This window comes from Flavobacterium sp. (assembly GCF_041392085.1).
Lineage (GTDB): Bacteria > Bacteroidota > Bacteroidia > Flavobacteriales > Flavobacteriaceae > Flavobacterium.
This window is the reverse complement of record NZ_JAWKMW010000010.1, coordinates 141,410-160,968: the sequence shown is the minus strand read 5'-3', so window position 1 is coordinate 160,968 and position 19,559 is coordinate 141,410. Positions and strand designations below refer to the sequence as shown.

Here is a 19,559-nt window from a genome sequence, read left to right as displayed (position 1 = left end):
AATTAATTTTCTCTTCTATCAATCAAAGTAATTGGCTTTCTGCTTTTAGGAGAAAAAATAATCGGCAACAAATCTTCTTTTTTAACAACCTCTAGTTTTGGTGTGACTCGTAATTTAGCTTTAAAATGGTTTTTCACTTCGTGGATAAATGGTTCTGAGTTATTCTTGGTGACTATCTTGATTAAAATTTCATCGGTCCCTAAATCGTTTGTAAAAATTTCTATCAAATGATTTTCAATTTCTTCGAAAGAAGACACTAAATCGTGCATTGCAGGTGGATACAACGTAGTTCCTTTGTATTTTATCATGTGTTGTTTCCTACCCACAACCGGACCTAAACGCAAGGAATTCCTACCGCACGGGCAAGTATTAGTGTGTAATTGAACAATATCTCCTGTTTTAAATCGTAACAGAGGCATTGCTTCAACTCCTAATGTAGTAATGACCAACTCACCTACTTCTCCTTGTTTTACGGGTTGATTTTCACTATCTAAAACTTCCACGATAATTAATTCCGGATGGTGATGCCCTCCTATAAAATTTTCGCATTCTGTGAAAGCGGTACTCATTTCAGTTGAAGCATATGATGAGAACAGCTGAATAGGCCATTTTTGTGTTATCTTATCCGAGAGTAAAGTTGCATTAAAGTCCTTATCCCGCAAAGCTTCACCAATACATATAACCCCTTTGACACTTGATGACTTGTAATCAATTTGGTGACTCTCTGCATATTCAATCAATTTTAGCAAAAAAGACGGAACAGAAATTAAATAAGTTGGTTTAAATTTTAATATAGAATCCCATTGTAATTCAGGTATTCCGGAACCAACACGAATAACACCTGCACCTAATTTTCGCAGACCTAAAAAATAGGCTAATCCTGCCATAAATCGTCGATCCATTGTGGTCATCAATTGTACTGTATCACCTTTTTGAATTCCGGCACATTGAAAGGAAATGGCTTCGTTGTATGCCAATCTTTCCAAGTCATTGTCTGTTAAGCCAACAACAACTGGGCTTCCTAAAGTTCCTGAAGTGGTGACATAATCGACAATTCTATCTCTGGAAACACAAAAAAAATCATCGTTATATTGTTGCAAATCTGTCTTAGTTGTAACTGGAATTAGCTGCAAATCAGCCAGGGATTGAATTGAATTAGTATCAATTTTATACTGAGCGAACAAACGCTTATAAAAAGGTGAGTTTTGATTCAAATAGGTCATTAATTCCTTCAGTTTTTCACTCTGAAAAGCATATATTTCTCTAGTGGAAGCTTTTTCTATAGCTGGAATCATTCTATTTTTCTATTAATTTTTTTTAAATAATTTTCAATTTTTATTCTATCCAGAACGGTTGTGATTTCTTTTTCAAGAGCTTTTTTAAATTCAATTTCAGCTGCTTTTAGCCATCCATTTTGATAATAATACTCACCCATCCGAGCATAAACTAGCCAAAAATCAGGATTTAAACTTTTATATTCTTGGGCAAAGCCTTTCTCCAAAGTTAACTTTTCTTTTAAAACCGTATCTAATTTTCGGTCTAAAATTCTGAACCTTTCATAATCTCTATATTCTTTCGTTTCTAAAAATTTATCCTTCGGAATATTCTGAGAAACTTTAGCTGAAATAGTAAAATCTCCTTTCGTTTTACTAAAGACTTCTTTTAAATCATACGCGACAAACTCTCCTAACTGATAGGGATTGGAAGAAACCCAAACCATCAACTCTTCCGGTTTAAAAATCACAGCATGATGAGCCCTTAATTGATTGAGTGCTTTTTCATTTCCAAAACCAATATTGCGTTCGTCGAGACCTTTTTTGTTTCGGAGGATATCTGCCATTTTTTTCGGATTCATTTTGTCATTTTCACTTAAAAGCTCAACCATCCTTTTAAAACGGTATTGTGAGTGGCTTTCTTTAATATGATTAAGATTTCGTTCATCCGATTGATAGGCTTTGCTTTGAAAATGATTGGAGCAAACCAATTGACTTGAATTAGCCACTTCATATACATCAAAATTATCCGGAGCCATTTCAATAAGGACGGCTTTTTTATCTTTGGCACTTCCCACCATAATTGACTCAGAAACAAACACTTCTCTCTTCTTTGCAATAGCAATGGCTTCATCAATAGTAGAAGCATATTGTAAAATCTCCCTGGTTACAATTGAAATAGGTGTTTTGGCTACCAACGGAATGTCTGATTTTCCGGCATTAATGGTTACTGTTAACCCTTCAACATTCATCCCCGAAAGAACTCCTATCATTCCGCCCCAAGAGACATTCATAAACGGAATTCCTTTTTCGGGTTTAATAAATTGTATGATTTTATCTTCGGCAAAATCATCACCGGCATAAAAATCAAAATTTCTTCCTATTAGTAAAGTCCCATCTTCTGATTTATCACCCCAAACCGCCATTGATGAGCAACCCACCAAAGCCAAATCCTGTAAAGCATGACCTATATCGTGAGCCCCATGAAGGTAAAGACTTCTTAAGTATTTAGGTGCAATGGTATTAAAATCTTCAGATGCATATTCAGAGACACCATAAATTTCAGTTTTAAACTCTTCCGGAATATGCAAGTAAAGTTTACGATTATACCATTTCAAAAATTGTCTGACTAACTTTTGTTTAAAGGCAGATGGAACCATTTCCCTTATTTTTGAAAAGAAAATATGTTCTTGTTTTTTAAATAAATCTTCTGACAACCCCCCTATTAGCAATCCTCTCTGCAATTCATTACCGGATACATGAAGCTCCCAAAGCTGTTGCTTGTTTTTGATTAAAAAATTTTCACCTGAAATAAAAAGCGAGTCATTTTTCTTTTCAATATTAGGCTTTACAAATTCGGAAGAAGCCGCCAAAGGCTTATTTTGCAATGATTTGGATATGCCACAAGCTAAAAATACATTTCCAACAAGTAGAAAAAAAATTATTTTAAATATGAATTTCATTCTTTTGTCCGAAGTTCATTGTTGATTTTATTGACTAGGTATTCCTTTCCTACTATCTCCGAACACGTAACTACTGCACCAATTGTTACGCCTAATACACCATGCATGCTGATGCTTTGTCCTGTAAGGAACAAATTCTCTATCTTAGTTTTAGGAGAAATAAATGTTTTCATTGGGTTATTGGAATCTTTTACATAGCCATATAAATTACCGTTATGTCCGCCAATATAATCTCTGTAAGAGAGGGGTGTTGAAGCATGAACAGACTTAATACACTCTCTGATATTCGGAATTTTCTTTTCTATTTCGTTTAAGAAAATTTCAATTTTGTCTTTTTTGAATTTTTCATATTCTTCTCCTCTGTCCTCTTTATTGGCAACTGTATTTTTGGTAGTTTCCCATTGTTTAACTTCATCAAAACGCATATAAGTAATTGCTGTTAAACTCTCTGCCCAAACTTGATTTTCCTCAGAAACATTCATCGAAATCATATAGCATTCAGGCCATGATTCTTGAGTATATTCTGCTGCTTTCCATATTCGGGTAGCATCCTTTACATGATAATTATTATAATTTTGGTACAAAACACTTTCAGGTTTAAGCACAATATAAACACTAAATGGTGCAATAATTACTTCTAAACTTTGTATTCTGTCATAATATGGTTTTCTGAACTTATCTTTCCCTATTAATTTCAAGGTTGTTTTTGGCTCAATATTAGATATAAAAATGTCTCCAAAATATTCTCTTCCGTTTTTGGTTCTGGCAGAAACTAATTTGCCATCTTCAAAACCAAAGCCATTCACTTCACTGTGCTTATAGGTTTCACCACCATATTTTTTTAATTGTTTGATGAGCTGTTTAGTAATCTGGCTTCCGCCATTTAAACATCGCCAAGAACTTTGAATATAGGAATTGACAGAAAGTGCATGAACATAAAAAGGTGTTCTATAATCATCACCGGCATACAAAAAATTAGACCCTGCTAAAACGGCTTTTAATTTTTCATTTGGTGTTAACTCATCTAATAATGCTTTGGCATTAATAGAAAGCACTTCATTTTGATAGCCTCCTTCGTTTTTTAGGTTATAAAGCGGAAACGAATCGCAGGCATACACTAATTTAGCACAATACTCTCTAAGCACTTCTTCTTCTTCCGGAAAATAGCTTAACAATTGTTGTACAAAATTTTCATAGCCTTGTGCATGTGGGTATTGATTTGGGTCACCCTCAAAGGTAATGATATCGTAACCATCCTCATCCATCTTTTTTAACTTAAGATGTTCCATGATACCGATATATGAAAAATAACTATGTAAATTTTCACCCTTAGAGAGCCCACCGATATAATGAATTCCAGTATCAAATATAGTTTTATCGCGAACAAAAGTTTGTAGGTTACCGCCAAACTGGTTGTTTTTTTCTAACACACAAACACGTTTTCCCTCTTTTGCCAAAATAATAGCAGAAACCAAACCTCCCAGTCCGCTTCCTACAATTATAACATCATATTTATTTTCAAAACTCACGGTTTAATAAAAACTAATTTTGTTGGTTCTTCTTTTAAGATGACAAATCCCTTACTTAATATCGTTTCTTTTAATTCTAAATGATTTATTAAAATGATTTTTCTTGCTTTTAAAAGTAAATCTATTTCAATTGATTTATTTGTTTTAGAAGAAATTAATACGGTCTCAAAATTACCAATTTCTGTCCATTTATCGATATAACAAATATCACGTTTTTTAACTAAATAACTTGTTTTTGCAACGCTTCTTTTTACTTCATCACAAATGTAACTCTGTACTTTTCGTTTGGCATGTTGCAAAGTGAGTAAAACATCGAGCTGACCATAATCATCCGCTAAATGGAAAATTTTTGCTGATGAAGCTATATCTTCATTTAGATTAAAATACAACCTTTTATTCTTTTCAAAATCAGACTTTACAGCTTTAATAATTTCAGATTCTTTGTAAAGAAAACTCAAAAAAAGTTTATTCTTAAAATAATTCTCATCTTCTCTTTCTGCTCTAATTTTGGCAAATTCCAATCTAAACAGTTTATTAATTGATTTTGTTCTTTCAGAATACGTTTGTCCAAAAGAAATATCGGAAGATTCAATTCGCTTACCAATTATTACGGTAATATTTTCATCATAAATAATATGGTCTCCCTTTGGAAGTGTTTCAGAATTTCCATGAATATAAATCGGTAAAACATCTAAATTAAAATGCTCTGCTAAATAGAAGGCTCCTTTGTGAAAGCGTTTTATTTCGTTATCTTCTGAACGTGTTCCTTCCGGAAAAACCATCAATAAATAGCCATGTTCCACACGTTTTCTCAAATGTTCTACCCCCCCATCTAATCCTTTTGAAACCGGATAATAACCGGCTAAACGAACTACGCCTCCAAAAACGGGTGATTTATAAACCCAATCATTAACTAAATAAATCACCCGATGAGTTACCATTCCGGTTGCTAACGTATCCAAAAAAGAGGTATGGTTGGCAATTACAATTGCAGGTTTATCAAACTTTTCATTGTATTGATTAACAATTTTCTTTTTTACAAACGGATTAGAATATAAAACCGATTTCATGAACTTTGAAATAATTTTTCTAAACCAACTTGTTCTTGTCTTTGCATTTACTGGTAGGAAGTATAAAATTATTCTTCCAAAAAAAGAAAAAATCAATCCACCGGTTCCATAATACACAAAAGACAATGAAGAATGCATTAATAACCGTAGAGAAATAGGCGAATTACCTTTTCTTGGCCGATTAAAAATACAAATCTTGAATAGAATAGGGTAAAAAACAAACGTAATGATTAGTGCTGAAAAAATACCAATAAGTGAAACTGCTGAAATAGATTTCAAAGCAGGATGCTTTGCAAAAACTAGTGTCCCGATGGCTAATATAGTTGTAATCGCTGCCATTATTATTGATGCCCTGTAAGCCGGTAATACATTTTTGCCGTATGTATATTCTTTTTGCAGGGCACTCGTCATAAAAATACTAAAATCAACTCCTAATCCAAAAATCATTGTACAAACTATAGTGCTGAAAATATTGAGTTGTAACCCTAACAGATTCATTAATCCTCCCGTGACAATACCGGTAATAATAATTGGAATAGCACTTAAAATGACCAATTCAATTCTCTTAAAAAAGACAAAAAGAATTAACAAAACAGCTATCAGTGAATAATTTATCAAACTGGTAAAATCATCCCGTAATTGACCAAGAAATGTTTCGTTCATGTGTTGTCGGTCTATAACAACTAGGTTTTCTTTTTTTGAAATAGCGTGAATAAAATTTTCTCTTTCATTCGAATTTAATTTCACCAAAGAAGAAACAGTATAAAACCCGTCTTTTTGCGACACAAACTCTTTTAAAAACAACGCTTTAACTGCTTCATAATCACTGAATTTTAAGAGTAAAAAATCATTGTTTAACAAGTTAAAAAAATGTTGGTGTGTTTCTTTTCTAAATCCGAAAGATGCTCCATTTGCCTGTAAACTTTCTTCTAGAAAACTTTTTCTTTCATTGGTCCAAAAAGTTTTCCATTTTTCTATTTTTTGTTGCTGGTCTTCTTTAGAAAGAACTAAACCACCGATAGAATTAAAAGCCAAAATTTCCTTCTCTTCTTTTCTTTTCGTAAGGTCTTTATAAATCGCGTTAGCATGAGTCAACGCTTCATTAACGGTGTTACCATAAGAAGTGAGGTAAATAGATTTTGAAGTTAAATTGGTTGCTTTTTCTAATTTACTTTCTACTACTTTTAATTCTTCCGGAACATAGTTTAGCTCTGACAAATTATTATTAAAAGTAACATTTTTGAAAGTAAATAAACTAACCACAACAACAACCAAGCAGGAAGTCAGTAAAAACTTATTGTTATGGAATGAAAAAGAAGCAACGCTATCTAAAACAGAACTTGAACTTTTGACAGTTTTTTTGTTAGGTTTATACAGATGTGGTACAATCAAAAGTGAGAAAACAGCCGAAGCCATTACACAAATAGCAGCAAAAATACCTAAATCTTTTAAGGCTTCTGAATGTACAAAAAGCAGGCATAAAAAGGCAATTGCTGTAGTACTGCTACTCATCAACAAGGGTTTTACAATATCTTTATAGAGTGATTCTACATTGTTGTTGTGTTTATAATGTGTAAGTATATGTAATGAATAATCAATCGTAATACCAAGTAAAACAGCACCAACACTTAATGAAATTGCCGAAATACTATCTTTTATAAAATACAGAAACATCATCGCAATTGCTACCCCAAAGAGTGTTGGAATAAAAATGATTACAGGCACCAAAATGTTACGATAAAACAAGACTAAAATTAATATTAAAAGACTCAAGGATATAAAAACCGTAGTAGTAATATCATGCTTAATTTGCTTAGCATTAGCTACTGCTATAAAGGAAGAACCAAAATAAGAAACAGCCGTTTTTCCTTTAAATTCAAGATTAAGATTGTTTTGAATCTGCTGCAGTTTTTCAATAAAAAACTGGCTCTTTTTAGTTTCTGTTCCTGGAAATTTAGTGTTGATGAACAGTAATAACTTCGAATTATCTTTTGTAATTAAAAAACCATTCTTTAATTTAAAATCGTCTCCGCTATTAAGTTCTTGCAGTTTATTCAACCCAATTAAGGAAATTCCGAGTGGATCATTTATGATAAATTCTTTTGCAACTATTCCGGTAGGCGAAATCAGGGTTTTGTAATTTTTTTCAACTTGGGCGACTATACTATCGTTGTTAAGCTTTTGGTCAATTATTTCATAATCTGCATCGTCTAAAAAAAGAGGAAGGTTCTTATAAACAAAATCTATAGTTTGTTGAATATTATCATCGTCGACTTTGCCTTGAATTTCTTCAATATATTGACTAAGTGATGTGGTTTTTTCTAAAAAAACAGAAGCTGCTTCAATCAAATTATCTTCAGAACCGTTTTTTTCTTTTTCGAAAATTACCGTAATTTTATCTGAAAAGTTTATTTGCTGAAGTACTTTAGCTGTTATATCTGATTTTTCGTTCTTTGGAATTATACGGGTTATATCTTCTTCGAATTGAATTTGAGAGGCAAAAAATCCAGCAACACACAGAATAGCAAACCCTATTGCAAAAGCAAGTACTTTTTGTCGCTCAACAAAGCGATAAATTGCAATAAAAATTTGCTGCATGTTCTTTTTAATTAGTTGATTTTTTGGATAGCGAAAGTAAAAAATAACTTCCAACTCCAAAAACAATTGCGGCAAGAGTTGCCAATACAAAACTCCCCACAAGATATTGTGATAAATTGGATTTTACAACATCTAATGTAATTGATTGATGAAAATGCAATGGTTTGGCACTTCCTACAAAAAGAGCTCCTATTTCTAACGACCCAAAAATAATTATTGGAACCATCGGTGGTATACTAATGTTAGAAAAAGCAAAGGCCAAAACTTTGTTTAATCGTAAAAAAGTGGCCAATGTAATGGTTAAAACGGTTTGAAAACCCCAAAAGGGTGCAATTCCTATAAAAACACCTAAAGCGATGGAAGCTGCTATCTTGAAGTTTGAATCTGAACTGGCTAAAATATCCTCACGAACGAAATCCTTAAACTTTTTTTTAAAAAATTTTCGAAAAAAATCTCTTGGCTTAATGTAAAGCAGCGTAATTATTACTAAAATCGTATTCAGTACACTAATCCGACTGAAATCACGAAATGGGCGAAAATGAGATACTCTTTCATTAGGATCATACAGGATATTGATTGGAATATTTTTAACCGAAACTCCTTTCCAAGCGGTTCGAACAATTACTTCAATCTCAAATTCAAATTTCCGTGTATAAAACCTTTTAGGAAGGGCATTAAGCGGATATAAACGATATCCTGATTGGGTATCTTCAAGCGTAATTCCTGTTTCAAACCAAAACCAAAAATTGGAGAATTTATTACCAAAACTACTTTTTTTAGGTACTCCGTCCTGATTCATATTTCTGCTTCCAATGAGTAAAACGTCATTGTTCTCTGCTTCCAAAGCTTCCCAAAAAAACGGAATATCATCAGGGAAATGCTGACCATCTGAATCTATGGTAATTGCATAATTAAAACTTAATTGTTTTGCTTTTTTAAAACCCTCACGCAAAGCAACTCCTTTTCCTTTATTTTCAGAAAAATGAATTTGAGTGAGTGGAGTATATTTTTGGAGTATTGAAAATGTCTCGTCTGTAGAACCATCGTTTACGATGATGATGTTTTGGGTATGATTTAAAACACCATCAATAACGCGTTGAAGTGTTTTTTGATTGTTGTAGGTTGGAATAATAACGCAGGTTTCCGCTTTAATTTTATCTTTTACGTTTGTTTCCATAAAATAAGGGTTAGTTTGCGATAAACTCCTTCTCTTGTGCAGTAAACGATTTTGACTGCATGACAAAAGCTTTTAAATGTTCTTTAAATGCTTTGTTTTGTTTGTCAAATGTAGATAAAATAAGCTTTTTATCTTCCTCTATATTACCTTTGTAGTTCAATATTTTAGGTGTATTTTCTTGAATACTCAACCGAATTAATCTAATTTCTGTATTTGAAGACTCTAATTTTACAGCTTGTTCAAGTATTGCCACCCCTTTAATAAAGAGATCTTTTTTTGTTTTTCTGTCTGAAGCAAATTTCGCCTTTAAAGCGATTGAAGCTCCTTTGTAGGCCAACATAGTTTTATTATCACCGGTATATTTTCCCATCAATTCATTAAATTCATCTGCTTTATCTTTTGATTTAGAAGCTTGAATATAATTTTCTCTCACAGTTGAAATATCTTGACTACCGGAGAAAAAAACTAGAAATAGTATGGAAGTTAAAAACTTCAAATTATGCTTTTTTGTAGGTGTTGAATAATTTTAATGCCACAGTTTCTTCAAAAAAAGTAGTGTTTTTTACTTTAATTTCGGAATCTAACTCTCCGCTAAAATCTAATTCCAATCGCAACGTTGGGTTTACTTCGGGATTAATTAAAGCCATAAATTTAACATTGGATGAGCTTTTTAAAATCAAAGAACTTCCCAAGATTTCCTGTGAAAGTTCTTTGATAATTTGCATCATACAAACACCGGGCGTTACCGGATTTCCCGGAAAATGTCCTTTGAAAATAGCATGTTCTTTATTTAAAAAAACAGTGGCGTTATATTTTTCATCTGAAATTTTCTCGATATTTTCAACTGTGTAGAAATCCTTTAGTAACATGGTTTTTTCTTTAAATATAATGTTTTTTTACTTTACGTCAAAAGTATAAGTTGCACCAAGTGAAAACACAACATTACTATGATTGCTATTCATATCTAAAACAGGCACAATTCCTTTTTTAATTCTTCCTTCGATACCAAAATTTTTATTAAAATTATATCCTGCTCCTAATAAAAACGTTAAATCAACTTCGTTGTCTGTTCTAAAATTTTCTTCTACCACAAAATCAATTGTTGGTCCTACATGAAAGTTGAAATTATTAAAAGTAAACTTATTTACTAAAGCAAAAGATAAATATGAAACATCTAATTTTTTAGAAACGTTTCGCATTATACCTCCATCATAGTATTCAATCTTAGAGCCTTGACGAGAAAAATCAATTTCGGGTTGCAAAGCATAAAATCTTGATAGTTGCAAAGTTCCAAAAACACCTACATAAAAATCTGTTTTTGATGAAAACTGATCTTCGTTACTTATTTCAATATAATTTCCATTGTTGTCATAATAATAATCATAGTAAATATCTCCTTTTGTAAAATGGGAGAAATTTACACCGGCTCTCACTCCTGGTCTAAAAGTAACTTGTGCACATACAGCATTGTATAAAAACAAACATACAACAGATAACAAAAATTTTTTCATGATGATTTTAATTAGTGATTTGATTTAATTCTATTTTTAATTTGATATTTTTATGCTCAATGTTAATTTTTTCGGCAAAAGTAGTATTTTTTCCTTCAAAGCTGATAACAACTTTTTCTTTTGTTTTGTTGGTATATAGGAGTTTCGTCAACCTTTTATTCGATTTATTTTCGAATAAATAATTAAAATGATTTCCTTTTTTTGTTTTGAAAATTGTATGTGTTTGATTTTCAAAAACTTCTTCTACACTATATTTTTCTCTGAAGACTAATCTAAAATCTTTTTTTAACGTATTCAATACAATTTTTTTATTCAATCCTTCCACACAATAATTTACTTTAAAGCTATTTTCTGAAACTTCAAAATCGAGTAACGTATTCCCAAAATCGGTAGTTAAAACGGCTCGATGCAGAGTATCGTTTATTTTTTTTGCAACAAAAACTCCACCTAATTGTTTTCCATACACTTCAATATTTGCTTTGTAAACATAGTCTTTTACAGAATCGGAAAAGTAACTATTTTGGAATTTTTTTTGGTTACTTTCTAACTTAGTTGCATTTGGAACTTCATACGTTTTGCAAGAAATAAGAAGTATAAATAAACCGCTACTGATTAAAAACCGCATCATCAAATTTGGCATTTATTTGTTTGTTTTTGAATACGATTTTTGTAAAATCATCCGAAGGTTCAATTAATCTTACCTGAGAAACAGTTGGCTCCCCGATTGGAAAATATAATTCTACCAACTTTATGTACTTTTTAATAGTGGCTGTTTTTGGCGTTAACTTGGTAATGTAATATTGATTGTTTTTGAAATATTCAATCGTAAATTCTTCATCATCAAAAAGATTACCACTTACGCTTCCCACAATTAATTTGTTTATTTTTTCGAACATCTTGCTGTTACCTGCATTAATACTACTTTTTTTACCTTGATCGTTAATAAAAACCTTATTGTTTTTAAAAATAATACTGTATTGATACGGATGAGTATATTGCCAATTTAACAGATTTGGTGATTTAAGATACATTTTTCCTGAAGTTTCAATGTCTTTGGACAAAAAACTTAAGTGTTTATATTGAATAAAATCGGTTTTTAAAGACTTTATAGCTTTTGTTTCAGCAATAACATTCGTTTTGAATGAATTAATTTCTGAAACAGTCATTTTCTGCTCCTGGGCAAAAGCGGCAAAATGCAAACTAATAACAAATAACAAAATTCTAATTATCATATGCCGAAATATTTAAAAGTTTGTCTATCGGAACAATTGAATAGTTTTCCGATTCCAAAAATAACAATAACCGTTCCAATACGTTAACCGATTTTTGAGAAGTATCATGTAAGAGAATGATTCCGCCGGGTTTAATTTTATTTTTAACGCGTTCAAAAATAGTGTTTTCATTTTCATAGACTGTATCCAATGAACGAATATTCCAACCAATAACATGATGTTTAGTTGTTAACAATGCTTTGGCAATCATTGGATTAGTAACACCAAACGGTGGACGAAAAAATTTCATTTGTAAACCTGTCAACTCATAAACCATTCGATTTGTTGCAAAAATTTCGTCTAAAACTTTTTGAACAGAAAAAAATCCAAAATTTTTAGAATGAGAGTAACTGTGATTACCGGTTAAATGACCTTCTGCAATAATTCTTTTAAAAAGATCAGGATTAGTCTCAATTTGCTTTCCTATACAAAAAAAAGTTGCTTTCACATTGAATTGCTTCAATAAATCTAAAACCTTTTCAGTCATTTCATGCGGCCCATCATCAAACGTCAATGCAATTTCCTTTTCTTTAGATTTTATTTTTGAACAATAGGCTTTTGTAAAATAATTCAATCGTATATCAAACGACCCCCAAGTCGTTATTGCAAACCAAATAAAAAAAAGAAGTAAAAAAAAAGCCCAATGAACTGCTGTAAAAAAGTTGAGAAAAAACAAAACCACTACAACAACAACACAAAAAAGAACTATTTCTTTATGTTTCAGCATTTTCTTAGTAAGGTTAAACTATGGTCTTTCCCTCGGTATTGATTATACAGTAAAACCGTTTGATAGCTCTCTTTTTCTATAGAATTCATTTTCACATCAACTGGTATAGATTGTTTCTTCAGGATGTTTAGAGTCATCCATAGTGCAAAACCCGAAGCCGTGTAAAATTCACCACTTAGATGTTTATAATATACTTGAGGTGTAAAATTGAATAAGTTACTCACCTGATTAAAATAAACATCAAATTCTACATCACCATTATTGCCAAGCACAACTAAATCAATTTCATCCAAACGGACATTATTGCTATCCAAAAAGGATTGTATATATTGTTGAACTTCATCAATTCCTAATGAATTTTGGATTGAAACAGCTTCTAATGAAGCATATGTATTTGTTTTTTGTTTGTTTTCCAATACAAAAAAGCTTGATCCTTCTCCCAAAACCATTCCTTTTGAAGTTGGATTTAAAATTGGAAACGGTAAATCCTCCTTTTTCTTAATGTTTCCGGCTATGCGTTGTACATCAATATTGTGTTGAGCGGTTTCATCAATTCCGCCCACTAAAACAGAGTTGGCCTGTTCTGTTTCAATTTGAAGTTTGGCATCCAATAGTGCTGTTTCAAGCGAAATAGCACCGTTAACATAAGTAAAATTATACCCTTTGCATTGTAAACCAAGTGCAATTTGTCCGGCAACTGTATTGTGTGTAGATTGAATAAATGATGTTGGCGTTAAAAATTGTTCGTTATTGTCTAAAATGGCTTTTAAAAATTTTTCAGAATCTTCCAGACAACCCAATCCTGTTCCGGTTATAATAGCATCCGGTATGTCAAGATTGGCTTCTTTTAATGCTTGAGTAGATGTGAAAATTCCCATTTTTACCCCTTTAGCCATTCTTCTGATAAAAGAGGGTGAAATAACTTCGGCATAAGAGGGTTGCTTTGCCTTAACTACTGTTTCGGTTGTATTGATTTCAATTTTAGACAAAAAATCGGAATCTACCACCTCTTGAGCAGAAATACATCCTATACCATTGATATAACTCTTTTTCATTTGCTTTTAGAAAATAGTAATGTTGAACAATTTCCACCAAAACCAAACGAATTCGACAGCACATGATTAATGGTTTTTTCTTTCAAAGTGGTTTGCGGAATCAAATTAAATTCTTCCATTGGTTTTTTAAAATTCATATTTGGAAAAACCAAATTATGTTGAAGAGCTAAAACGCTATAAACTGCTTCGATGGCTGCTGCGGCAGCCAAAGTATGTCCTGTGAAAGCTTTTGTAGAACTAAAATCAGGAACATTATCATTAAAAATTCTCAAAATAGCTCTACCCTCCGATAAATCGTTATTCGGTGTTGCTGTACCGTGTGCATTGATATAATCGATATCTTTAGGTTGAAGATTAGCTAATTTGAATGCTTTTTGCATGGCTAAAAAGGCTCCTTCTCCATTTTCTGATGAAGCAGTTTGATGAAAAGCATCATTTGCATTGCCAAAACCACTAACATACGCCAATACCTTTTTATTATTTTTTTGGACAATATCATCTGATTCTAATACTAAAAAAGCTGCTGCTTCTCCAAGATTTAAACCTTTTCTATCGTTATCAAAAGGTGTGTTGTACGTATCTGATAAAATCATCAACGTTTTAAATCCATTGATAGTAAATTTTGCCAAAGCGTCTGTACCACCTACAATAACGCGATCTAATTGTCCGGATTGAATTAATCTGCATCCCAACATAATAGCGTTGGCAGCCGAAGAACAAGCTGTACTAACTGTGGTTACCATTCCTTTCAAACCAATATAATCAGCTATTTGATTGGATGAATCGCCGGCATCATGACTATTGATGAATCTTTTGAGTGACTCATCTTCATAATAATCATAAAAATACTTTTCGTTGAGATCCATTCCACCTACACTAGTAGCTGAAATAAATCCGCTACGGCAATCATTTATATCACTGATTTCAGCATTTTCAATAGCTTCGCATACCGCAATTGCTCCCAATAATGTAGTTCTGGAAAAATTATGATTGTTAGGTAAATTAAGCTTTTGAGCTAATTGTAGGTTAGATAATTTTATCTCACCAACTTTAATCGCTTCTTTGTGAATTGTTTCTAAATTTTCGATAGTGGAAATTCCGGTTTTACCGTTTTTTAACGACTGAAAATTTTCTTCAACAGAATTTCCTATTGAAGAAATGATTCCCATACCGGTAATTGCAACGCTTTTATTCATTTAGAATAACTTATTTTGTTCGGTTAGCAGCGATATAATTTGCCATGGTTTCTACTGATTGAAAAATGGTTTTTCCTTCTTTTGGGTCGGTTAATTTAATACCATAATCTTTATCTAACAAAACGATCAACTCAAGTGCATCGATTGAATCCAAACCAATTCCATCACCAAAAAGGGTTTCATTGTCATCAAATTCTTCTACAGAAATGTGCTCTAAATTTAAAGCTGCTATAATTTTTTCTTTTAATTCTTGTTTTAATGCTTCCATAATTTATTTATTCATCTTTTATTATTCTACCATAAATAGCTTTGCTAAATAGCTTTCTTCAAAAAATTCAACCCATCCGCAGAGTACTTTAGCCGCTTTTTTGTTTTGTAAAAGCGACGTTGCATACTGCGTCAAAAATACTTCATTATTTTCTTCAAATACAAAAAAAGCATTTTCCGATTTCAATTGATGTTTGATACTAATTTCCCCTAAACAAATATTTGGTAGAGTATAAACAAAAACAGCAGGACTAGGAAAATAATTTTCTTTATCATCAATTGAATTTTGATACTTTACATCGGTATCTAAACTTGATGATTGGTTGGCAAAAACCAATGCTATATTGTTTTCGGATTGAGCAATCAACTGTTCATTCAACATCATTTCTGATGCTAAAAATGCTAATTTACTCAAATTGTCCATTTTAAAAAACTTTGGATAATTAATTTCGAAATTTTTATAAGCCTCTTTTGCAAAATCAGTAAACGAAGTTGCTTCAGAATGAAACACTTTTTGATCATTGATGAAAATCGAATTTGCTTCAATTTTACAGGAATTTGATATGATAAACTGACTTTTCAAGCTATTTTATTTTTTCAAAAATTACGGCCGTATTACATCCTCCAAACCCTGAAGCCGTTTTTAAAAATCGATTAATCTCTTGAGTTTTATTTTCTTTAATCACTTCAATCGACTGAGTTGTTCCCTCATTTTCATATCCTTTTGACACAATCAATTGGTTTTGTTTAGCACTTTCTATAGCGATAACTGTTTCCAACAAACCCGAAGCTCCCAGTGTATGCCCATAAAAACCTTTCAGGCTGTTGACAGGAACATTTTGCAAATGTAATCTATTGAATGCAATTGCTTCCATCTCATCATTATATAATGTAGCTGTTCCGTGTGCAGAAATATAATCAATATCATTAACACTACAATTTGCCTCTTCCAATGCACTTTGAATGCTTCTGAATAGTCCTTCTCCCGTTCTAGAAGGACCTGAAATGTGATTAGCATCGTTAATGGCACCATCTCCACAAACTTTTATAGCATTTGATTCAACTTTATTTTTATCTGAGGTTAGATAAACAGCAGCGGTTGCTTCGCCTAAATTAACCCCATTTCTGTCTGAATCATATGGTTTACATGGTATTTCACTCATGGCTTGAAACGAATTAAATCCGGATAATACAAATTCTGAAACTTCATCGCCGGCCACAATAAAGGCATCGTCATACACACCAACTTGAATCATACGTTTTGCAACAGCAATTGCTAAAACCCCTGAGACACATGCGTTTGAAAGCACAATAGGCTCTGTGGTAAAACCAAATAGCGAACTTATTTTTTTGGCTAAGAAGGCCAATTGAGCTTCTTTTACCGGACTTGAATCTAATTCTAACGAGCTGATATTTCCTTTTGTAGTTGAAAAAACAAATGCTGTTCGGTTTGAAATTTGATACTTTTCAACCAAGGGCATCAAAGCCAACAGTAACATTTTTTCTAATTTGGTAAATTTTTTATCTGAAACAGAAAAAGGAAAAACAGTTTTTTTGAAAACCTCATCTAACCAGTCAGTTGAAATAATTGAAGCGTAGAACTCCTCCAAATTGCCCATATTTTTATGCAGTTGAATTCCGCTTTTTCCATGCAGAATTGCATCCCAATTGGAACTCACATCAAATCCTAACGGAGTAATGCAATTGGTTTGGGTGATATAAACACTTTTGTTATTCATTCAAAATTATTTCAAAAGCCCTACTTTTCGCTTCCATTCTTCATAAAATGGAGGATTGTTTAGAGACAAATTTCCATTTGTATCTACAAAAACCTGCACTGTTTCGCCCGTGCAAGCAATTTCATTATTGGCATCGAAAATTTTATATCTAAAAATCATTTTGGCAGCTGGAGTATCCACAATGGTTGTTTCAATTCGAGCTACATCGCCATAACGCAAAGACAATTTATGTTCACAAACCGATTTTACAATTGGTGTTGTAAAACCATATTTATGCACATCGAGATAGGAAATTCCGTGTTCGCGACCAAAGGCCTCCCTCCCATCTTCAAAATAAGTGATGTAATAGCCATGCCAAACAATCCCAAGTGGATCGGTTTCATTAAATCGCACCCTGATATCTTTGGAAATGGTTAATTGCGAAGCTTCGTCATACTGCTCTTTTCTTTTTGTCATAAGCGATTGCAATGGTTACTGTAATTATGAAAAACAAAAATAATAAACTTATATCTGGTAAAATTTCTAAAATGCCTCCATTTCGGAGTAAAACATCATAAAAAGCATTCAGTCCCCAATTCATTGGCGAAATATGTGCAAAGAATTGCATTATTTTTGGCATTGCAAAAACAGGAATCCAGACACCACCCATTGCCGCTAAAATTACAACAGAAGTTGCACCAAAAGGGGCCGATTGCTCTTGCGTTTTAGCTAATGTTCCCAATAAGATGCCATAACCAACGGCTGCCAATCCTGCAAAGACAGCTACAATACTCATCAAAAATAATTTTCCACTTATATCTAATGCCGGTAAACCAATGTGTGGAAAAAGAAAAACGCCAACAGCTACCATTAAATAGAATTGAATTATACAAATTACTAAATAAGTAGCCGTTTTTCCGGCAATAACTATTGCATAAGGAACAGGGTTTGTAATTAACCGCACGTGTGTTCCTTGGCTTTTTTCTTTAACAATATTGATGGAAAGTGGCACTACTATAAAAAAAATAGCGAATAATGTCCAAGCCGGTACATTATGTTGAACTGAATTAGGTAAAATTTCTTTGTTATCGATAGTGGGTACAATTTCTTTAAACGAAATAAAACTTTCTTGCTCAAACACAGGTTCATCTCCTTCGCCTAATTGTTCTTGAAAAGTAGTATAAATAGAACTTGTTTCAATTTGCGAAATCATTCGATCGATGGCATTTTTTACTCCATTTTTAAACGACAATTGTGTTGCAGGGTCGAAATATAGTTTAATTTCTTTGGGTTCTAATTTCTGATTTTGAACTTCGGAAGAAATAGAATCCGTTAACCCGAATGAACTTACGATTCGGTCCACATTTTGATTTACTTTTAATTGTAAATCGGAACTCAATTTTTCGGGAATAATGATTGCTAATTGATATTTACCTTTAAAAACAGCTTCTTGAGCAACTCCTTCGGTAATATTTTTTCCGTTTAATTGAGTAAGCACTTCAAACGAACCGCTTTCATTCAGATTTTTACGTACAGTTTTAGAAATCGTATCGTTATCATTATCAACCAACAATATCGGAATCTTTACATCCGACATCGATTTATATGTCCCGTCTTGAATTAAAGTGATGGTAATGATAAGAATGAGTGGCATCACAAAAAGTATCACTAGGCCACCAAAATCTCTTTTAAGCAGTAGTGTTTCTTTGTAAACCGACATGAAAAACTTATATAACATCACGAAGTTCTTTTCCGGTTAATGAAATAAAAACATCTTCTAAATTAGATGCTTTTTCGGTTTTTGTAATCAATTGTTTTGGTGTTCCCTGAGCAAAAATTTTACCTCTATCGATAATGGCAATTTGTGTACAAAAATCCTGAGCTTCTACTAAATGATGAGAAGTATAAATGATTGTTGTTCCTTTTGAATTAAGTTCTTTCAAAAAATCAATAATTACATTTTTCGATTGAACATCGACTCCAACGGTTGGTTCATCCAAAAATAAAATTAATGGATTATGTAAAATTCCGGCAATTAAGTTCACACGTCTTTTCATTCCCCCGGAGAAAGTTTCAACTTTCTTATCGGCAAATTTTAGTAAACCTAAATGGTCTAATGATTGCTCCACTTTTGATTTTAATTCTTTTCCTTTCAAACCATACATGCTACCAAAATATAATAAATTTTCTCTGGCTGTTAGGGTAGGATATAATGCATATTCTTGGGGAACAACCCCCATTAATTTTTTAATTTTGTTTGCGTTTTCTTGATAGGATAATTTGTTGATGGAAAATTTCCCGGAAGTAGGTTTAATTAATCCACAAAGAATGGAAAGCAAGGTGGTTTTTCCGGCTCCATTTGGTCCCAATAATCCAAAAATTTCCTTTTCTTCAATAACTAAACTTAGATTATTTATTGAAAAATCATCGGCATCTTTATACTTTTTAAAAAGTTGTTCGATATGAATTATGGATTTTTTCATG

General features: G+C 32.2%; 19 protein-coding genes. All 19 read right to left on the bottom strand.

The window, feature by feature from the left end; translation table 11 throughout:
• Nucleotides 1-2 precede the first annotated feature (2 nt).
• The 19 genes from R2782_RS10275 to R2782_RS10185 are packed head-to-tail and all read right to left on the bottom strand — an operon-like array spanning nt 3 to nt 19,558.
• Nucleotides 3-1,295, bottom strand: a complete 1,293-nt coding sequence (locus R2782_RS10275) for a phenylacetate--CoA ligase family protein (protein WP_371268150.1) — start codon at nt 1,293-1,295, stop codon at nt 3-5.
• Nucleotides 1,292-2,956, bottom strand: a complete 1,665-nt coding sequence (locus R2782_RS10270; protein WP_371268149.1) for a C45 family autoproteolytic acyltransferase/hydolase — start codon at nt 2,954-2,956, stop codon at nt 1,292-1,294. The genes R2782_RS10275 and R2782_RS10270 overlap by 4 nt, the downstream gene beginning before the upstream one ends.
• Entirely contained in the window at nt 2,953-4,485 is a 1,533-nt protein-coding gene (locus R2782_RS10265) for a phytoene desaturase family protein (RefSeq protein WP_371268148.1), read from the bottom strand. The genes R2782_RS10270 and R2782_RS10265 overlap by 4 nt, the downstream gene beginning before the upstream one ends.
• The gene (locus R2782_RS10260) at nt 4,482-8,153 is read right to left on the bottom strand and encodes a 1-acyl-sn-glycerol-3-phosphate acyltransferase (RefSeq protein WP_371268147.1); all 3,672 of its coding nucleotides are present in this window, start codon (nt 8,151-8,153) and stop codon (nt 4,482-4,484) included. The genes R2782_RS10265 and R2782_RS10260 overlap by 4 nt, the downstream gene beginning before the upstream one ends.
• 7 nt (nt 8,154-8,160) lie before the next feature.
• Complete coding sequence (locus tag R2782_RS10255) at nt 8,161-9,330, bottom strand: DUF2062 domain-containing protein (RefSeq protein ID WP_371268146.1); 1,170 nt, start codon at nt 9,328-9,330, stop codon at nt 8,161-8,163.
• Nucleotides 9,331-9,340: 10 nt separating this feature from the next.
• Nucleotides 9,341-9,826, bottom strand: coding sequence for a hypothetical protein (locus R2782_RS10250; RefSeq protein ID WP_371268145.1), 486 nt, complete (start codon nt 9,824-9,826; stop codon nt 9,341-9,343).
• Nucleotide 9,827: 1 nt separating this feature from the next.
• Entirely contained in the window at nt 9,828-10,199 is a 372-nt protein-coding gene (locus R2782_RS10245) for a 3-hydroxyacyl-ACP dehydratase (protein WP_371268144.1), read from the bottom strand.
• Between the two features lie 27 nt (nt 10,200-10,226).
• Nucleotides 10,227-10,841 carry an outer membrane beta-barrel protein gene (locus R2782_RS10240; RefSeq protein ID WP_371268143.1) on the bottom strand — a complete coding sequence of 205 codons (615 nt, stop codon included), beginning with the start codon at nt 10,839-10,841 and terminating at the stop codon, nt 10,227-10,229.
• A gap of 7 nt (nt 10,842-10,848) precedes the next feature.
• On the bottom strand, nt 10,849-11,481 hold the full coding sequence (locus R2782_RS10235; protein WP_371268142.1) for a hypothetical protein: 633 nt from the start codon (nt 11,479-11,481) through the stop codon (nt 10,849-10,851).
• Nucleotides 11,447-12,073: an outer membrane lipoprotein carrier protein LolA gene (locus R2782_RS10230; protein WP_371268141.1), complete on the bottom strand. Its 627-nt coding sequence runs from the start codon at nt 12,071-12,073 to the stop codon at nt 11,447-11,449. Before R2782_RS10230 ends, R2782_RS10235 begins: the two co-directional genes overlap by 35 nt.
• Nucleotides 12,063-12,839 carry a polysaccharide deacetylase family protein gene (locus R2782_RS10225; RefSeq protein ID WP_371268140.1) on the bottom strand — a complete coding sequence of 259 codons (777 nt, stop codon included), beginning with the start codon at nt 12,837-12,839 and terminating at the stop codon, nt 12,063-12,065. Before R2782_RS10225 ends, R2782_RS10230 begins: the two co-directional genes overlap by 11 nt.
• On the bottom strand, nt 12,833-13,894 hold the full coding sequence (locus R2782_RS10220) for a beta-ketoacyl synthase N-terminal-like domain-containing protein (protein WP_371268139.1): 1,062 nt from the start codon (nt 13,892-13,894) through the stop codon (nt 12,833-12,835). Before R2782_RS10220 ends, R2782_RS10225 begins: the two co-directional genes overlap by 7 nt.
• Nucleotides 13,891-15,090, bottom strand: a complete 1,200-nt coding sequence (locus tag R2782_RS10215; protein WP_371268138.1) for a beta-ketoacyl synthase — start codon at nt 15,088-15,090, stop codon at nt 13,891-13,893. Before R2782_RS10215 ends, R2782_RS10220 begins: the two co-directional genes overlap by 4 nt.
• Before the next feature lie 10 nt (nt 15,091-15,100).
• Nucleotides 15,101-15,358 carry a phosphopantetheine-binding protein gene (locus R2782_RS10210; RefSeq protein WP_371268137.1) on the bottom strand — a complete coding sequence of 86 codons (258 nt, stop codon included), beginning with the start codon at nt 15,356-15,358 and terminating at the stop codon, nt 15,101-15,103.
• Between the two features lie 21 nt (nt 15,359-15,379).
• Nucleotides 15,380-15,940 carry a 3-oxoacyl-ACP synthase gene (locus R2782_RS10205; protein WP_371268136.1) on the bottom strand — a complete coding sequence of 187 codons (561 nt, stop codon included), beginning with the start codon at nt 15,938-15,940 and terminating at the stop codon, nt 15,380-15,382.
• A 1-nt stretch (nt 15,941) separates the two neighbouring features.
• The gene (locus tag R2782_RS10200; RefSeq protein WP_371268135.1) at nt 15,942-17,096 is read right to left on the bottom strand and encodes a beta-ketoacyl synthase N-terminal-like domain-containing protein; all 1,155 of its coding nucleotides are present in this window, start codon (nt 17,094-17,096) and stop codon (nt 15,942-15,944) included.
• Nucleotides 17,097-17,102: 6 nt separating this feature from the next.
• On the bottom strand, nt 17,103-17,552 hold the full coding sequence (locus tag R2782_RS10195) for an acyl-CoA thioesterase (RefSeq protein WP_371268134.1): 450 nt from the start codon (nt 17,550-17,552) through the stop codon (nt 17,103-17,105).
• On the bottom strand, nt 17,527-18,813 hold the full coding sequence (locus R2782_RS10190; protein WP_371268133.1) for an ABC transporter permease: 1,287 nt from the start codon (nt 18,811-18,813) through the stop codon (nt 17,527-17,529). The genes R2782_RS10195 and R2782_RS10190 overlap by 26 nt, the downstream gene beginning before the upstream one ends.
• Nucleotides 18,803-19,558 (bottom strand): ABC transporter ATP-binding protein, encoded by a 756-nt coding sequence (locus tag R2782_RS10185; RefSeq protein ID WP_371268132.1) that lies wholly within the window; start codon nt 19,556-19,558, stop codon nt 18,803-18,805. Before R2782_RS10185 ends, R2782_RS10190 begins: the two co-directional genes overlap by 11 nt.
• Between the last annotated feature and the right edge of the window lies 1 nt (nt 19,559).

What these genes read in the sequence shown, in the direction of transcription:
- R2782_RS10260 (WP_371268147.1), bottom strand. Translation starts at nt 8,153, where the DNA reads ATGCAGCAAATTTTTATTGCAATTTATCGCTTTGTTGAGCGACAAAAA.
- R2782_RS10230 (WP_371268141.1), bottom strand. Translation starts at nt 12,073, where the DNA reads ATGATAATTAGAATTTTGTTATTTGTTATTAGTTTGCATTTTGCCGCT.
- R2782_RS10220 (WP_371268139.1), bottom strand. Translation starts at nt 13,894, where the DNA reads ATGAAAAAGAGTTATATCAATGGTATAGGATGTATTTCTGCTCAAGAG.
- R2782_RS10195 (WP_371268134.1), bottom strand. Translation starts at nt 17,552, where the DNA reads ATGACAAAAAGAAAAGAGCAGTATGACGAAGCTTCGCAATTAACCATT.
- R2782_RS10185 (WP_371268132.1), bottom strand. Translation starts at nt 19,558, where the DNA reads ATGAAAAAATCCATAATTCATATCGAACAACTTTTTAAAAAGTATAAA.
- R2782_RS10235 (WP_371268142.1), bottom strand. Translation starts at nt 11,481, where the DNA reads ATGCCAAATTTGATGATGCGGTTTTTAATCAGTAGCGGTTTATTTATA.
- R2782_RS10245 (WP_371268144.1), bottom strand. Translation starts at nt 10,199, where the DNA reads ATGTTACTAAAGGATTTCTACACAGTTGAAAATATCGAGAAAATTTCA.
- R2782_RS10200 (WP_371268135.1), bottom strand. Translation starts at nt 17,096, where the DNA reads ATGAATAACAAAAGTGTTTATATCACCCAAACCAATTGCATTACTCCG.
- R2782_RS10240 (WP_371268143.1), bottom strand. Translation starts at nt 10,841, where the DNA reads ATGAAAAAATTTTTGTTATCTGTTGTATGTTTGTTTTTATACAATGCT.
- R2782_RS10190 (WP_371268133.1), bottom strand. Translation starts at nt 18,813, where the DNA reads ATGTTATATAAGTTTTTCATGTCGGTTTACAAAGAAACACTACTGCTT.
- R2782_RS10210 (WP_371268137.1), bottom strand. Translation starts at nt 15,358, where the DNA reads ATGGAAGCATTAAAACAAGAATTAAAAGAAAAAATTATAGCAGCTTTA.
- R2782_RS10255 (WP_371268146.1), bottom strand. Translation starts at nt 9,330, where the DNA reads ATGGAAACAAACGTAAAAGATAAAATTAAAGCGGAAACCTGCGTTATT.
- R2782_RS10270 (WP_371268149.1), bottom strand. Translation starts at nt 2,956, where the DNA reads ATGAAATTCATATTTAAAATAATTTTTTTTCTACTTGTTGGAAATGTA.
- R2782_RS10215 (WP_371268138.1), bottom strand. Translation starts at nt 15,090, where the DNA reads ATGAATAAAAGCGTTGCAATTACCGGTATGGGAATCATTTCTTCAATA.
- R2782_RS10225 (WP_371268140.1), bottom strand. Translation starts at nt 12,839, where the DNA reads ATGCTGAAACATAAAGAAATAGTTCTTTTTTGTGTTGTTGTTGTAGTG.
- R2782_RS10275 (WP_371268150.1), bottom strand. Translation starts at nt 1,295, where the DNA reads ATGATTCCAGCTATAGAAAAAGCTTCCACTAGAGAAATATATGCTTTT.